Here is a 13766-nt window from a genome sequence, read left to right on the forward strand (position 1 = left end):
CCGCTCACCACTCATCTCCCGGAGTGCTCATGGCGGGCTCGCGCCGCACACGGCCGTCCGCCCGCGGCCGCACCCTGTGGTGTGTTCGGCGACCGGCAGCGCGTTGGCCCCGGCCGCCGAACACCGCACCCACCTCTACGGAGAAGTGCGCCCGCGCCACCATGGCCGGAACCCAGAACGAGCGTGCTGGACCCCGCCTCTCGGGCTTCTGCACCAGGCGTCGAATGCTGGACAACGATGCGTACTTCATCGATGTCCCCGGCCCGGTCAGGCCGTAGCAGGTACAGAGGAGAAGCCCCTTCCCGCCGGTCCGCGGGAGGGGGCTTCTCGCGTCCTGGTCCTGGATCTCCTCCAACTTCCAGTTGAGGCGGCCGGGTGGGCCTTCGTCCAGTTGCGGAACGCGCGAGTACGGCATAAGGGGTCCGGACTCCAGGGACTCGGCCGTCAGCCTGATCATCTCCCCCAGATTCTTCCAGCGGACCGCGGTGACCTCTCCGCCCTCATAGTCGATCTCGATGATGTTGCCGTAGGTGTCGCCGGGCCGGTGGTCGATGACGAGGCTCTTCCCCGTGTTCGTACCGGCAAGGGGAAGCCACAGCGGGTCCGCGCACGGATCCAGAATCCAGTGCCCGGGATCCTCATCACGCTGCTCGTCGAACTCTTCGAGTATTTCCTCCATGGACTCCGGCCCGCCCTTGAGCGCTTCGATGTCGTACGGGACGTAGCCGCCCGGCCAGACGGGGGCGTCCTACACGGGGGCGCCGCCGCGGATTCCAGGCCACTGCGCGAGATGCGGATGAAGCGGGTACGGGATGGTGTCCTGGAGGGACCGGATGACCTCTTCGGAGACAGGCGGGTGCAGTTCGGAGACAGCGCCAGCGCACCGGTGCTCTCGAAACCAGCTCCCGATGCGTTCCCCTGCGCGTATGAGGTCGTCCATCGACGCATCCTGGCACACAGCGGGAAACCCACCGGCCCCGCTTGCCCGGAGACTCACAGAGCACACCCCTCACCCCCAGCGCATTCCGATCGCGGACAACTGCTCCATCCGCTCCGGCGGCAACGGGGTGGCCCTGCTCCGTTGCCGCACGCCGGTGAGCTGATCCCACCCGAGCCTCGCCGTCGTCACCCACCGCCCCGGATTCTCGCCCTGGCGTACGACCTCGCCCACCGTGGCGGGCAGCGTCCCACCGTCATCCAGGTGCAGCCGGGTGAGGTGGAGGCACCACTGCCACGTCACCGGCGATGCCGGGCACCAGTACGCGTCGATTTCCTCTTCCTCCAGCTGCTCGCGCCGCTGTTCCGGCATGGCCCCGGCCCACAATTGAACGGGTGTGTCAATTTGACGGCTCTGTCTCACTTCCGGTGCTAGGGATGCCGCAGGGATCGTTCCACATAAGCGGCTTCGGTGCTGATGCGGCAGGCACGACCCCCTCGGCCGGTGGGCGGCCCCCCTTGCCCCGGCCACGCGGGTCGGCCGCGGCAAGGCCCGCGTGGCCGGGGCTGTCCGACTGGCCGGCTGGTTGCGGGGGCCCGCCCTCGTCGGCCTCGGGCTGGACGCCGCCGACGGGGTCGGATGCCAGGTCTTCGCCGGGCGACGGCCGCGTGTGGTGGTCCTGGACGCCGCAGGGCGGTCACACCCTGCCGCGGGCTCCATGGCCGCGGGAGAGTTCACGAGCCGGCGCGGCCGGCCGCTCGACGTCCCGCCCGGGAAGCAGCGTAGGCGGCTTCCCGCAGCCCGCTGAACCGGGCCGTCGGGTGCAGGCGCGGCAGGTGGTTCAGGTACGGGTCGTACGAGACGGTCTCTTCGGCGGGGAGGTCGTGGGGCGGGCCGGTGGTGAGTGTGCCCAGAGCGCGCCACCCCTGTCCGGGCAGCGCCGCGCACAGGTGAAACGTCAGCGGCCCGGCCTGGAGCGTCGTGCGCAGAGTCGCGAGGCCGCTTGGTACGAGGGGCGAGGTCATGTCCGGGTGGGCGGCCAGCAGCGCCTCGTGCTCGCCGACCCGGTAGGCGAGGAGTGTGGAGTACGGTCCGACCAGGGCGTCAAAGCGCGGCAGGGGCAGATGTCTGGTCCGTCGCCCGGTGCCGCTGCTGGTCAGCAGTAGGTCCAGGGAGCGCCCGGCGCCTCCGGCGCTGTGCACGCGCAGCGCAAGTCCCAGGGCGTCCGGCAGCCGTCCGGGCAGCCCGACGGCACGCGACCACCTCATCCGCACCTGGTAGTCCCCCGGCGTGTCGAGCCACGGCTCGCCCCAGGCAGGGCCGGACGGCTGCACGGCGAGCACACCGTCGCAGCTGACCCCGAACGGGTGCAGCGCCGGTGCGTGGCGCCAGTGCGCGATGCTCCGCGCGGCCCGTGCGACGAGCCCGGTGCCCGTGGGCGTTTTCATACGCTTCCCCGCAGTCGACGTGTCGTGGGTCAACGAGATCCGCTCCTCTCGGCGATGCGCGTACCGTCGCGGGTGCCCGTGCCCGGAGGAACGAATCCTCTGCCGGTGTCTCCAGGCGCACAGCCAGTCGTATCCCGGTATCGCCAGTCACGGCGGTCCGGTGCATGGCAGCGCCCGGCAAACGGGTCAAGGCCTGTAGTCGCAGCCGGGTCGCGCCGTCGGTGCCGACGGTCAGGGGGTGCCGACGGTCAGGAGGGAGCCGACGGTCAGGCGGTGCAGGCGGCGTCGCGTCAGGCTCCGAGCCTGCCCACGGTGTGGCGCAACAATGCCGCCGTCCGTGAAACGGCCTCCCGGTCCGGCGTCCGGTGCTCATGCGGTCCAGGAGCTCTGCTCGCGACCGCCGATGGTCCGCGCTTCTGCCGGTCGTCGTTGCCGTTTGCGTCCAGTCAGGTGTTTGGGCACCTCACTTGTCGCAACGCCGGTGGCCGTCGGAGTGGTGCGGCGCGGTGTGCCAATAGGCTGGCTTGATTGTGGGACCGGCCATGCCCGGCGCTGCCGTGATCAACAGGGTGTCCATCACCTGAGGCCGGGCGACGCGTGAGGGGGGAGGCCGGCCTTCGTCCCGTGCGCAGGACGGGGTACATGTACCGGCGGGTGACGGCGTTCGGGTGTATGCCTGTGTCCGGGCGGAAGGGAGCGACGGTTGACCGACAGGGCTTCGGTGCGTGATGTCGTGGCGCAGCAGACGGACGTCATGATGGAACGGTTGGCGCAATGGGTCCGTATCCCTTCCGTCTCCAGCGACACCGGCCACGTGGTGGACGTGACCCGATCGGCCCGCTGGCTGGCCGCGTTCTTACGGGACTCGGGGTTTCCCGTAGTCGAGGAATGGCGGACGGACGGGCTTCCCGCTGTCTATGCGTGCTGGCCCGCTCACCGTCCCGACGCCCCGACGGTGCTTGTCTACAGTCACCATGACGTCAACGCCGTCATCGACGAGGAGTGGTACGAGACGGAGCCCTTCGCGGGCGTACTGCGGGAAGGCCGGTTGCACGGACGGGGCGCATCGGATGCGAAAGGCCAGGTGATGTGCCACGTGTGGGCGCTGCGGGCACACCTCGCGGCGACAGGCCGTCGCGCCCCGGCGGTCACGGTGAAGTTCCTGATCGAGGGGGAGGAGGAGATCGGCTCCGTCCATCTCGACAGCCTGCTGGCCCAGCACCGCCAAGAGCTGCAGGCCGACGTGGTCATGGTCTCCGACACGATGCTGTGGTCGACGGACAAGCCGGCGGTGTGCACCGGCGTGCGTGGCTCGGTCAGCGCTGCGCTCACTGTGAGCGCGGCACGGTACGACATCCACAACGGGGCCGTGTCGGGAGCGGCCGGCAATCCGCTCACAGAGCTGTCCCGGCTGCTCGGCTCTCTTCATGACGAGAGCGGACGTGTCGCCGTCCCCGGGTTCTACGATCAGGTGGAAGACCCGTCGGCACGTGAGCGGGCGCAGCTCGCCGCCATCGCACCTGACGAGCCGGAATGGCTTGCCCGGACCGGCACCTTCGGCGCACGGGGGGAGGCGGGGTTCAGCATCCTGGAGCGCGTATGGCTGCGGCCGGCCGCGGAGGTGACGAGCATGCTCGGCGGTCACCCGGACCTTCCGGGGCTGGGGGTTGTTCCTGCCACCGCCACGGCGGGCCTGGTGTTCCGTCTGGTGCCCTGCCAGCAGGCGGATGACATCGCACAGCGGGTGCGGGAGTGGGTCGAGGAGCGGATCCCGTCCGGTTTCACCTTCGACCTCGATCTTCCCTCCAGCCGGTCGGACCCGTACACGACACCCACGGACCACCCTGCCTTCACGGCGCTGGAGCGTGCGATCAGCCGCACTCTCGGGGCGTCGGCCGTCCACATGCGCAACGGCGGCGCGGCTCCTGCCGCCCAGCTTGCCCGGGCCGTTGAGGCACCCGTGCTCTTCTACGGCACCGGCCTGCTGGAGGACCGCTGGCACAGCGGTGACGAAAGGGCCGAGGTGCGGGCTCTTGTCCAGGGCGCCGAGACCCTGGCCCACTGGCTGTCCGCCCTGCCGGCAGCGATGGCCTGAGGCCCTGGGGCCGCGCGACCTGAGGAGGGACTCGGGGCACGCTGTGCGCAGCGTCACCCGGCACGCGGTCCCGTGTGTTCGCGCGCACTCAGTCTTCGAAGGCCATGGTCCGGGCCAGGCGTGCCTCAAGGGCGGCCAGCCGGCCGTCCTCGGGCCCGCTGATGACGGCGTACCGCCAGGTGTGGCCATCCACCGGCTCGTCCATGTAGAGGACGACGCCCTCACGCCGCTCGCGGCTCCACGCCAGTTCGCTGTCCTCGAGCAACCGCACCGCCTCCACGAAGGTGTACGTCTTCGCAGAGCGGCGACGGCCCAGGAGCCATGCGGGGCGGTGCAGGCCTGCCGCGCGGGCGAGTCTGGTGACCATCGCGTGCGGTGTGGTGGTGGCCGTCCGGCGTACGTTGCTCTCGTTGGCGAACAAGGTGCCGTCGTGCGTGACCACCGCGTCCAGGCTGAACGGGCCGGCATAACCGTGGTGTGCGAGGTGATCGCCGAGCTTCGTACCCCACTGTTCGAGTTCATCAGCCGCGGTCGCCGCGAGCCCCCGCAGCGGAGCCTCGTACCCGATGAAGGAACACTCCTTGGTCCGCATTTCACCGCTGTACGCCATGACGCTGCCCTGCGGCCCAGTGCTGAGCTGGATGCTGACGGAGTGGGCCACCTCCAGCCGTTCCTCGACGACCCACAGGCCGTCCAGACCGGGGCCGGCGACGGGCAGCTGTGACTGCGAAGCCGAAAGGAAGCTCATACCGTGGCCTCCGGCCGACCGGTCTGGTTTGAGCACCACCTCACCGTGCTTCTTCACCATTTCCTCGACATGCGTGCGAAGATCCGCGTGCTGGCAGACGACACCCTGCGGCACCCTCATGCCGAGTGTCGAAGCGATGTCCCGGAAGCCCGACTTCGTATTGAGCGAGGAGACGACGCGCAACGCCTGCGTGGTGGGCCCGCCCCTCCCGTACGGAGCGACCGGTACGCCCACCTCCCGGGCAAAGCCGACGGAGGAGCTGTCCAGCGCTGTCGGCAACAGCGCGATACCCGGTCGCTCCTGAGCCAGCTCCCGGATCCTGTCCATCAAGCCGGCGCCTCTCACGGCATCCGCCATCGAGGCACCCGGCCGCGGCGGCACCACAACGGCAGTCACCTCCTCCGGGCACACGGCCAGCAGCTGCGCCGCGTACCGATGGAAAGCGGCGCTGAGCGGCACAGGCGTCAGCAGTACGTCGCCCGGGCTGAGCAGCCACACCTTGCGCGGTGCCTGCTCGGCCCATCGATCGAGCACCTCGGATGCTTCGAGGCCGAGGGCCAGATCGGAAACGAAGTTCGCGTACACCAACGTGGGCCCGCGGCCGTCCGATGTCTGCTGCGTCATTCTGATCCATTCATACAGCGGAGACGAGTGCAGGCGTTCCACAATGGTAGGTCGGCCAGAAGATCCGCAAGGGATACGTCGAGAGGGGCGTACCACCGCTCCGACCGCAGTCGCATGGGGAGTGGTTCCGGTGCGGCCGACTCGGGTGGCCGACCCGGTCTCCCAAAGGCGGTGGCGGTCCGTCCAGGCCGGGAGCCGTCGCCGCGGGCGAGGCCCACTCGTCCCGCGGCGACGCTCCCACCTGCGCAAGCGCAGTGTCAAAGCCGTCATCCCGGAAAAGAAGGACCGGGCCGCCCACCGCAAGAAGAAGGGCACACGAGGCGGCCGGCCCGTCCGTCACGACCCCAGTCTCTCCAGGGAACGGAACACTGCCGAAGACCTGATCAACAAGGTGAAGGCGTGGCGAGGCATTACCACCCGATACGACGAGACACCCGGGAGTCACCTCGCGGGCTCGCACCTCCGCGCCTCAGCGACCTCAATGACCTGGACCGACGGCCTCCTGCGGGACCACCACTGATCGCAACCTCATACAGGCCCTGGGTGATCGATTCCAAGGGTCAGTGACCGTATGGAGTCAGCGAACGGAGGGTGCCATGTCCGGTGCCGACGACCTGCCGCAGCGGCTTGGACAGGGGTCCGCCAGGCCGCTGCTGTTCGCCCTTGCGGGCCGGGCGGCGGCCAGGGTCCGGCTGATACGACGGAGCAGGTCGGCGGCCTCGCGCAGCCGCTTGTCGTAGCCGGGTTGCTGCGGCAGGTACGGGAAGAGGAGCCGCGGGTGGACCCGGGCATGCCGGAGCCACCTCGCCGTGAACTGCCTGCACCGTCCACAGCTACCTCCAGACGCGGCCCGGCGCCGGTCCGTCGCTGACATCGGAGCGGCCTGCAGAAGCCGCCTCCGCCCTGCCGTACGTTCACTTCACCGGTAGGGGATACTGGGAAATCAAACAGCAGGTAACCCAGGGGTGACGGCGTGGACAGTTCAGGGGAGGCGGATGCGTTGGCAGCATCGCCCGCCCGGCCTCCGGGCGCTTTGAGCGTGCACCCGTTGCCGGACCGGCCGGGCTGGCAAGCGGTCGGCGAGATCAGTCTGACCACGCGCCCCGCCTGGGAACAGACGCTGCACCAGCTTGCCCTGAGCGACGAAGAGGCGTGCCACTTGGAGCTTTCCGCGATCACCTTCGTCGACGTCGCTGGTGTCTCTGCTCTGGCGGCAGCCGCCCAGACCCTTCCGGAGGGACGACGCATCGTGCTGGAAGGGCCGCCTGCCGCGTTGCGGCGGGTCATGGACATGTTCTGGCCGGATCTGCCCGCCCTCGAGGTGGTGGCGTGATGACCGTCCAGACCACCGAACCCTTCGTTCATCCCGCCTTGTTCTACCGAGGCGAGACGGAGTACCTGCACGGCACGGTGCCCTTCATCCGCGACGGGTTGAAGGCCGGGGAGCCGGTGGCGGTTGCCGTGCCCGGGCCGAACCTGGCGATCCTCAGGGCGGCCCTGGGCGCGGATGCCCCGGATGTACGGTTCCTCGACATGACCGAGGTGGGGCGCAACCCCGGACGGATCATCCCGAGGGTGCTGCGCGCTTTCGCGGACGCTCATCGGGAGACGCGAGTGCGGATCATCGGTGAGCCGATCTGGGTCGGCCGCAGCAGCGTGGAGTATCCCGCGTGCGTCCAGCACGAGGCGCTGATCAATCCGGCATTCGAAGGCCGGGAAGTCACCATTCTCTGCCCCTACGATGCCGAACGCCTCGACGAGCAGGTACTCACCGACGCGTATGCGACCCACCCCGTCGTTATCTCCGGGGGCGAAGAGCGGCTCAGTACCGCCTACGCACCCGAGCAGGTGGTTACGGACTACAACCGCCCCTTGGCACATCCAGCGACGACGGAAGAGCTCGTCTATGACGCCGACGGGCTGCCGGGCGTCCGGCACTTCGCGGTCGAGCGGGCCGCACGGTTCGGCCTGTCCGGGATCCGCCTGGAGGACGTGGCTCTGATCGTGGCCGAGTTGACCACCAACAGCGTCGTGCACGGCGGGGGTTCGGGCACCATACGGGTATGGACCGACGACGGCCAAGTGGTGCTCGAGGTCCGCGACCACGGGCACCTGAGCGATCCGCTCGCCGGACGCCGCCCAGCCACGCCAGCCCAGCAGGGCGGCCGGGGTTTGCTGCTGGTTCACTATCTGGCAGACCTCGTACGCATCCACACCGGTCCCGACGGCACAACCATCCGCTGCTACATCAGCGGCTACTGATCCTGCCTCAACAGCTCGCGCTTCCTTGATCGGGTGCCGATCAGCTGCCGCATGGTGCGGTTGACGTCCGTGTTCGGATTGTCCTGGACCAGGGCGATCGGTCCGCCGGGCTGGTGTGCGGCGTCGAGCAGGCGGGCGTAGTCGGGCTCGGTGAAGCCTCTGCGCCGCCCTTCGGCGGGACCGCGGTCGAGGTGGATGCGGTAGATCAGCCGCGACCGGAGGCCGGCCCTGGTGCAGATCAGCGCAGCCATAGAGATGCGTTTGGTGACCGCGGTGGTGACCTGCGCCACGGGTGCCTGGCCGCGGCGGCCCCCGGTGCGGCCCTGGTGGACGGCCGCGCCGCCGGGACCCTCGGCCCGACGGTGGCCGACACGGGCCTGCTCTTCATGCCGGACGGGGGTTCGGCATCTGCGGGGTGAACACCGACGCCGCCTGGAAGGCGGCCGCGACCACCGTCGCCCCGGCCATCGCCCAGGCCGTGTTCGACCGGCTGCGATCATCCGCACCGGGCCGCCCCGACGGCCGTCCGAACCCCGCCGCGCGGCGCGTACCGGGCTCCGGGACCGCCGCACGGCGGTGAGCCCCGGCGACGCCGTACCCCACCCCGGCCGCCGCGCACGCCGCCGACGCCTCGCGCCCCTCCGACCCCGGGGCGGTTTTCCGTCGACTTCCAGCTGTTTTCAGTCGGAAACACTGTTACTTCAAAAACTCTTCACAATCCGACCCCACCTGCGCCATTACCCTTCATTGACCTTGTCTTTGACTTTCCTTGGTGAAGTTCGGCGTGCGTGCCAAGAGGAGAGGGGGTGGTCCGCAACCGCAACCGCATCCGCCGCGCCCCGGCGTGGCCCGCACACCGGCCGCCTCCGGGTCCCGCCGCCGAGCGGCGCCCGACCCCGCCCCCGTCAGCCCGACGCGCCGTCAGCGCGCCAGGAGGAATCACCGCATGCAGCCCCTCATCGACAACGCCCGCACGTTCGGACAGCGCCCTGAGGAGTTCGCAGGCCTCGCCCAAGGCCAGGCGCCAGAGGTCCTGTTCATCACCTGCGCCGACTCCCGGGTCGTCCCGGCCCTGATCACCGGCGCCCGCCCCGGCCAGCTCTTCGAACTGCGCACCGCGGGCAACATCGTCCCGTCTTACGCCTCCGAGCACCCCACCGGCGAGGCGGCCACCATCGAGTACGCCGTCGAGGTGCTCGGCGTCCAGCACATCGTGGTCTGCGGCCACTCCCACTGCGGCGCCGTCGGCGCGCTGGTGCGCGGCGACGACCTGAACGCCGTACCCGCCGTGCGTGACTGGCTCACGCACGCCGCCGACGAACCCAAGTGCTCCGACCCCGCCGACCCGACGGTCGCCGAGGCCGTGCAGAACCACGTCCTGGCGCAGCTGCTGCGACTGTGCTCCTACCCGAGCATCGAGCAGCGCCTGCAGGCGGGCCGACTCCGGCTGCACGGCTGGTACTACGAGGTGCACACCGGGGCCGTGCGCGAACACCGCGCGGAGTCCGACACGTTCGAGGCACTGTGAAGGGGCTGACTGCGATGTCGAAGTTCCCTCACCTGCGGCAGGACTTCGCCGCCTCCGTCGTCGTCTTCCTGGTCGCCGTGCCGCTGTGCGTCGGCGTGGCGGTCGCCTCCGGAGTCCCCGCGGAACTGGGCCTGGTCACTGGCATCGTGGGCGGCCTGTTCACCGGCCTGCTGCCCGGCAGCAGTCTTCAGGTTTCGGGGCCGGCCGCGGGCCTGACCGTGCTGGTCTTCGAGGCGGTCAGCGAGTTCGGAGCAGCCGCGCTCGGCGTGATCGTGCTGATGTCCGGACTGCTCCAGCTCGCCATGGGCTTCCTCAGGATCGGCCGCTGGTTCCGGGCGATATCCGTCTCCGTCGTCGAGGGCATGCTCTGCGGCATCGGCCTGGTGATCATCGCCGGGCAGATCTACGCGGCGGCGGGTCTGAAGGCCCCGGAGACCGGCATCGGCAAGATCGCCGGCCTGCCCGGGGCGTTCGCCGACGCCCTCGGCAGCACCAAGGCGCTCGTCTCGCTCGTGATCGGCGTGGGCACCATCGCCGTCATCGTGCTGTGGAAGAAGATGCCGAAGAAGGCACAGGCCGTGCCCGGCGCCCTCGCCGCGGTACTGCTGGCCACGGTCGCCTCGCTCGCCTTCGGCCTGCCAGTCGCCACCGTCGAGGTGGAGGGTCTGCTCGGCGTCATCCAGCCGCCCGGCGCCGACGCCTTCGGTGAGCTCGCCAGCCCGGCCATCTGGGGCACGATCATCGCGTTCGCGCTGATCGCCTCCGCCGAGTCGCTGTTCAGCGCGGCCGCGGTGGACCGGCTGCACGACGGTCCGCGCACCCAGTACGACAAGGAGATGATCGCCCAGGGCGGGGGCAACACGGTGTGCGGTCTGCTCGGCGCGCTGCCGATGACCGCGGTGATCGTGCGCAGCTCCGCCAACGTCAACGCGGGCGCGAAGACCAAGGCGTCGCGTGTGCTGCACGGCGTGTGGCTGCTGCTGTTCGCCGCCGCGCTGCCCTCCGCGCTGGCGCTGATCCCGCTGCCCGCGCTCGCCGGCATCCTGGTGCACGCGGGCTGGAAGCTGATTCCGTTCCGCCAGATCGCCGGGATGTGGCGGGGCCACAGGGGTGAGGCGTTGATCTTGGTGGTCACGGCCGTGTCGATCGTGGCCGTGAACATGTTCGAGGGCGTGCTCATCGGTCTGGCCCTGGCGGTGATCAAGACCGCCTGGGAGGCGTCGCACCTGAAGACAGAGGTCATAGACAAGGGCGCCGGGCCGATTCAGGTGTACCTGACGGGCAACGCGACCTTCCTGCGGCTGCCGAAGATACTCGACAGCCTGGAGGCCCTTCCGCAGGACCGGCCGATCGAGGTGGACCTGTCCGGGCTGCACCACCTCGACCACGCCTGCCGCACAGCCCTGCACAACTGGGCCCAGCGGCACAGCGCACCCGACACCGAACCGGTGAAGGTCACGACCACGGAACCGGTGAGGGCCACGGCGCCGTAAGGATCTCGCCGTAGGGATCTCGTCGTAGGGATCTGTCGCCCGGCCGAAGGCTCGACCCGAGCCTTCGGCCGGGCGGCTCGTCGCAGCAGCACGAACGAGGACCGACCCGACCGTGGCACCCAGCGCGCCGGCAACAACGTTGAGGTCCCGCCGATCCGCTACGCCCGGTGCCCGGACAACGGGCAATCCACCGGAATCCAGTGCATTGAACAACTCCTGCGCGCCCACGGCCAACCGCCCGATGGTCCGTTCAGGCTGCCGCATTCAGCAGTACCTCCGCGTCCGCCCGCGCACCCCCGCCTTCGTGCCGGGGCAGTGGCTACGCCACTGCCGACAGGACGGCAACACCTGCTCCTCCAGCCCGTAGCGGGCCGCGATCCGGCACAGGAACGAAGAGGTCGCCTCCCCGGCGGGGGAGGCACTCGGAACACTCCGGAGATCATCCCCCAGCGTTCCCGGGAGCCGCAGGATGGGGGGACGGTTCACCGTTTTCGGCGCCCCCGGGACGACGTCCCCCTGCTGTCCATCGAGGTCGGCAACTGCCACGGGACGGCTGAGGAAATCACCGACGAGCTGGAGAAGTACGCCCGGTTCTTCCAGCGGACGATGAAGGACACCGGTGGCAAGGAGCGTCCGACGAGGCGCACCCGCTGCGCGGTCCCCGCGGGCCGGCCCGGTGACGTGCCGCACCCGCCCGCAAACGGGCGACTGCCGAGTTGGTCCGGACGCCTCCTGACGGGCTGGTGACCCATCGGCCGGGGCGGCGCTGAATCTCTCATGAGACGAGTGCGGTTTCTGAGCCGGCTGATCGTCCGGCGTGTGGAGACGGGTGAGCCGGGCTGGTTGAGTACTGTGCCGTTTCTCTGTACCTGGCCCCCTCTCGCGAGGGGGAAGACTCCTTGTGGAGACAACGTGGAGGCGACTCGTCCCGCGCTCGATGTGCTAGTGGTCGGCAATGGTGTCATCGGCATGTCCATCGCCTTCGAACTCACTCAGCGGGCTCCGGAACTACGTGTCGCAGTGGTGGGGCCCACGGTGCGGGAAGGGGCGGCATCGGCGGCCGCCGGGGCGATGCTGAACTGCTTCGCCGAGGTCACCACCTCCACGTTCACCCATCCGGCCGCGAGCGCGAAGTTCACCATCGCCCGGGAGGCGCTGGATGCGTGGCCCTCCTGGTTTGGCCGCCTGCGTGAGGCGGCTGGCGCGGCGGGGGAATCACGGTCGTGGACGGAGGGCACGTTCGTCCTGCTGGGCGCGCGGGCTGCCGACCAGACGATCAACAACTTCCACGCCATCGAGGCGGCTCTGCTCGAGTACGAGGAACCCTTCACCGAAGTGACCTTCGAGGACATCGAGGGCATGAGCCCGGAGCTGAACGCACGCCCTGTGCGGGCACTGCACCTGCACCGGGAAGGTTCCGTCGACGCCCGCGAGATCCTCGCTCTGCTCGAGAAGGCTCTGGAACGCCACAACGTGCAGATGGTAGGGGATGTGGTCGAGGGCCTGCAGATGTCCGGTGGCCGGGTCACGGGCGTGCGGCTGGCCGGCGGTGACCGGATGGCGGCAGGAACGGTGGTGCTGGCTGCGGGAAGCACCACCCAGCACTTCATCGAGCAACTGCCGCAGGGGGCGGTCCCGCCGATGCTGCACGGTACTGGGCTGGCCGTGCAGGCGCAGCGGGAGGCATACCCCGGATTCCGGCACGTGGTCCGCACGCCGAACCAGGCCGGCGCGTGCGGCCTCCACCTCGTGCCGCTGGCCGGCAAGGGCCTGGAGTACATCGGAGCGACGAACATTCTGTCATTTCGGTCCGACAAGGGCCCCGGTCTCGGAGTAGCGTTCAACCTGCTGCGCGGCGCCAGCGAGCAACTCGACCGCCGCCTGGGAAATTCGAGCATCCAGCGTTGGTTGCACGGCCGTCGCCCGGTGGCACTCGACGGTTTCCCCCTCATCGGGCATATGGCCTCCTGCGGCCGCCTGGTCTTCGCCACCGGCACCTATCGTGACGGCCTCCACAGCTCACCCGTCATCGCCCGTCACATCACCGACCTCATTTTGGACACTGGCCGTACCGACGCCTCCTTCACCCATTTCGCACCTGAGCGGCCGCCGATCGAGCAATCCACGGTGCAAGGAGCCATCGACGACTTCGTCGAGCATGAGATCGACGCCTCCCTGATCCTGGGCATCTACCTGCCGTACTGCGTCGACCCCTCCCCTGTGGTCCGGCATCACCGGCAGACCGCCGAATCCCTCTACCGTCATCTCGAAGAGCCCGTTGCCCTGCTCCCGGAAGTCCTCAACGCCCTGAACAACGAACCGGACGAAGGGGTCCGCAGGCTCGCCCCGTACCTGCGCGCTGCACGCAAGCACCATGGCGCCGGCCTTACCGGGGCCTGATCGCCCAGGACGGCGTCGGCCGGATACGGATCAGGGCAGACTCGGCGCCCTCGCCATCCACACGTGGCTCTCCGAACACCTCCGAGTGAACACGTCCGGAGGCGGGCCCCGGGGCCACGACCGGGAAGCCTGACGACAGCCGGGCTCCCGGCAGTCGCCCACCGACGGAGGCGGACCCACCCATGACCTCTGATTCACCCGGCACAGGGCTGATCACGAAGCTGCAGTTGG

At 69.6% G+C, this 13766-nt stretch carries 11 protein-coding genes and 3 pseudogenes; 8 read left to right on the forward strand and 6 right to left on the reverse strand.

The window, feature by feature from the left end; genetic code table 11:
- Positions 1 to 4: 4 nt before the first annotated feature.
- From ACWDZ4_RS13810 to ACWDZ4_RS13820, 3 genes are all read right to left on the reverse strand, one after another.
- Complete coding sequence (locus tag ACWDZ4_RS13810) at positions 5 to 679, reverse strand: hypothetical protein (RefSeq protein ID WP_451508592.1); 675 nt, start codon at positions 677 to 679, stop codon at positions 5 to 7.
- A gap of 330 nt (positions 680 to 1009) precedes the next feature.
- Complete coding sequence (locus ACWDZ4_RS13815) at positions 1010 to 1309, reverse strand: hypothetical protein (RefSeq protein ID WP_451508593.1); 300 nt, start codon at positions 1307 to 1309, stop codon at positions 1010 to 1012.
- Positions 1310 to 1671: 362 nt separating this feature from the next.
- On the reverse strand, positions 1672 to 2385 hold the full coding sequence (locus tag ACWDZ4_RS13820) for a phosphodiesterase (protein ID WP_451508594.1): 714 nt from the start codon (positions 2383 to 2385) through the stop codon (positions 1672 to 1674).
- A gap of 703 nt (positions 2386 to 3088) precedes the next feature.
- Here ACWDZ4_RS13820 and ACWDZ4_RS13825 point away from each other — a divergent pair.
- Positions 3089 to 4480 (forward strand): M20/M25/M40 family metallo-hydrolase, encoded by a 1392-nt coding sequence (locus tag ACWDZ4_RS13825; RefSeq protein ID WP_451508595.1) that lies wholly within the window; start codon positions 3089 to 3091, stop codon positions 4478 to 4480.
- A gap of 88 nt (positions 4481 to 4568) precedes the next feature.
- Here ACWDZ4_RS13825 and ACWDZ4_RS13830 read toward each other — a convergent pair whose 3' ends face one another.
- Positions 4569 to 5852, reverse strand: coding sequence for a preATP grasp domain-containing protein (locus ACWDZ4_RS13830; protein ID WP_451508596.1), 1284 nt, complete (start codon positions 5850 to 5852; stop codon positions 4569 to 4571).
- A 182-nt stretch (positions 5853 to 6034) separates the two neighbouring features.
- Between ACWDZ4_RS13830 and ACWDZ4_RS13835 the strand changes: the two are divergent.
- Positions 6035 to 6372: pseudogene (locus ACWDZ4_RS13835) on the forward strand (IS5/IS1182 family transposase); the annotation flags it as partial.
- A gap of 182 nt (positions 6373 to 6554) precedes the next feature.
- On the opposite strand, the pseudogene ACWDZ4_RS13840 reads toward ACWDZ4_RS13835, so the two are convergent.
- Positions 6555 to 6657 (reverse strand): annotated as a pseudogene (locus ACWDZ4_RS13840) (IS982 family transposase); the annotation flags it as partial.
- A 168-nt stretch (positions 6658 to 6825) separates the two neighbouring features.
- On the opposite strand from ACWDZ4_RS13840, the gene ACWDZ4_RS13845 reads away from it, so the two are divergent.
- Both ACWDZ4_RS13845 and ACWDZ4_RS13850 read left to right on the forward strand, forming a co-directional pair.
- Entirely contained in the window at positions 6826 to 7185 is a 360-nt protein-coding gene (locus ACWDZ4_RS13845) for an STAS domain-containing protein (RefSeq protein WP_451508597.1), read from the forward strand.
- The gene (locus ACWDZ4_RS13850) at positions 7185 to 8114 is read left to right on the forward strand and encodes an anti-sigma factor RsbA family regulatory protein (protein WP_451508598.1); all 930 of its coding nucleotides are present in this window, start codon (positions 7185 to 7187) and stop codon (positions 8112 to 8114) included. Before ACWDZ4_RS13845 ends, ACWDZ4_RS13850 begins: the two co-directional genes overlap by 1 nt.
- 29 nt (positions 8115 to 8143) lie before the next feature.
- Here ACWDZ4_RS13850 and ACWDZ4_RS13855 read toward each other — a convergent pair.
- A pseudogene (locus tag ACWDZ4_RS13855) lies at positions 8144 to 8440 on the reverse strand (IS630 family transposase); the annotation flags it as partial.
- Between the two features lie 89 nt (positions 8441 to 8529).
- Between ACWDZ4_RS13855 and ACWDZ4_RS13860 the strand changes: the two are divergent.
- The 4 genes from ACWDZ4_RS13860 (at position 8530) to ACWDZ4_RS13875 (ending at position 13535) form a co-directional block, all read left to right on the forward strand.
- A complete protein-coding gene (locus ACWDZ4_RS13860) occupies positions 8530 to 8694 on the forward strand; it encodes a hypothetical protein (protein ID WP_451508674.1) in 165 nt (54 codons plus the stop codon).
- A gap of 366 nt (positions 8695 to 9060) precedes the next feature.
- A complete protein-coding gene (locus tag ACWDZ4_RS13865) occupies positions 9061 to 9642 on the forward strand; it encodes a carbonic anhydrase (RefSeq protein WP_451508599.1) in 582 nt (193 codons plus the stop codon).
- A 14-nt stretch (positions 9643 to 9656) separates the two neighbouring features.
- Entirely contained in the window at positions 9657 to 11135 is a 1479-nt protein-coding gene (locus ACWDZ4_RS13870; protein WP_451508600.1) for a SulP family inorganic anion transporter, read from the forward strand.
- A gap of 912 nt (positions 11136 to 12047) precedes the next feature.
- On the forward strand, positions 12048 to 13535 hold the full coding sequence (locus ACWDZ4_RS13875) for an NAD(P)/FAD-dependent oxidoreductase (protein WP_451508601.1): 1488 nt from the start codon (positions 12048 to 12050) through the stop codon (positions 13533 to 13535).
- Positions 13536 to 13766 lie beyond the last annotated feature (231 nt).

Source organism: Streptomyces sp. NPDC003016 (assembly GCF_053591455.1).

Excerpts from the sequence above, each read along its gene's own strand:
- ACWDZ4_RS13815 (WP_451508593.1), bottom strand. The coding sequence starts at position 1,309 with ATGCCGGAACAGCGGCGCGAGCAGCTGGAGGAAGAGGAAATCGACGCG.
- ACWDZ4_RS13850 (WP_451508598.1), top strand. The coding sequence starts at position 7,185 with ATGACCGTCCAGACCACCGAACCCTTCGTTCATCCCGCCTTGTTCTAC.
- ACWDZ4_RS13870 (WP_451508600.1), top strand. The coding sequence starts at position 9,657 with ATGTCGAAGTTCCCTCACCTGCGGCAGGACTTCGCCGCCTCCGTCGTC.
- ACWDZ4_RS13810 (WP_451508592.1), bottom strand. The coding sequence starts at position 679 with ATGGAGGAAATACTCGAAGAGTTCGACGAGCAGCGTGATGAGGATCCC.
- ACWDZ4_RS13865 (WP_451508599.1), top strand. The coding sequence starts at position 9,061 with ATGCAGCCCCTCATCGACAACGCCCGCACGTTCGGACAGCGCCCTGAG.
- ACWDZ4_RS13830 (WP_451508596.1), bottom strand. The coding sequence starts at position 5,852 with ATGACGCAGCAGACATCGGACGGCCGCGGGCCCACGTTGGTGTACGCG.
- ACWDZ4_RS13820 (WP_451508594.1), bottom strand. The coding sequence starts at position 2,385 with ATGAAAACGCCCACGGGCACCGGGCTCGTCGCACGGGCCGCGCGGAGC.